The 647-nt window shown below is 65.7% G+C and carries 1 protein-coding gene; it reads left to right on the top strand.

Going from position 1 to position 647, the window contains the following annotated elements; translation table 11 throughout:
• A partial coding sequence (locus KVT37_RS31755) for an SIS domain-containing protein (protein WP_217578957.1) occupies positions 1-647 on the top strand: 647 nt, incomplete at both ends.

The following is a 647-nucleotide window of genomic DNA, read 5'->3' as shown; positions in this document are numbered from 1 at the left end:
TTCGACTTCGCCAAGATCGGCCGGCTGGCGCTGTCGGCCTGCGGCACAGCCTATCTCGCCGGACTGATCTCGAAATACTGGTTCGAGCGCTTTGCGCGGCTCCCCGTGGACATCGATGTCGCCTCCGAGTTCCGCTACCGCGAGATGCCGCTGTCGGCGAACGATGCCGCCTTCTTCATCTCGCAGTCGGGCGAGACCGCCGACACGCTTGCCTCGCTGCGCTATTGCCGCCAGGCCGGCATGAAGATCGGCGCGGTCGTCAATGTGCGCGAATCGACGATAGCGCGCGAGTCCGATGTGGTGCTGCCGACGCTTGCCGGGCCGGAGATCGGGGTTGCCTCGACCAAAGCCTTCACCTGCCAGCTGTCCGTTCTGGCAGCGCTCGCGGTCCGCGCGGGCGTGGCGCGCGGCACCATCTCGCCCGAAGAGGAAAAGCAGCTGGTGCGCGAGCTCTCCGAAGCGCCGCGCTTCGCCACCCAGGTGCTGAAGCTCGACGAGCAGATCGAACGCATCTCGCGCGAGCTGTCGCGCTACAAGGACGTGCTCTATCTCGGCCGCGACACCAATTTTCCGCTCGCCATGGAAGGCGCGCTGAAGCTCAAGGAGATTTCCTACATCCACGCCGAAGGCTATGCCGGCGGCGAGCT

The organism is Mesorhizobium sp. GbtcB19 (genome assembly GCF_019091085.1).
GTDB lineage: Bacteria > Pseudomonadota > Alphaproteobacteria > Rhizobiales > Rhizobiaceae > Mesorhizobium.
Note: the sequence above shows the minus strand (reverse complement) of the source record. Positions and strands in the feature narration are given on the sequence as shown.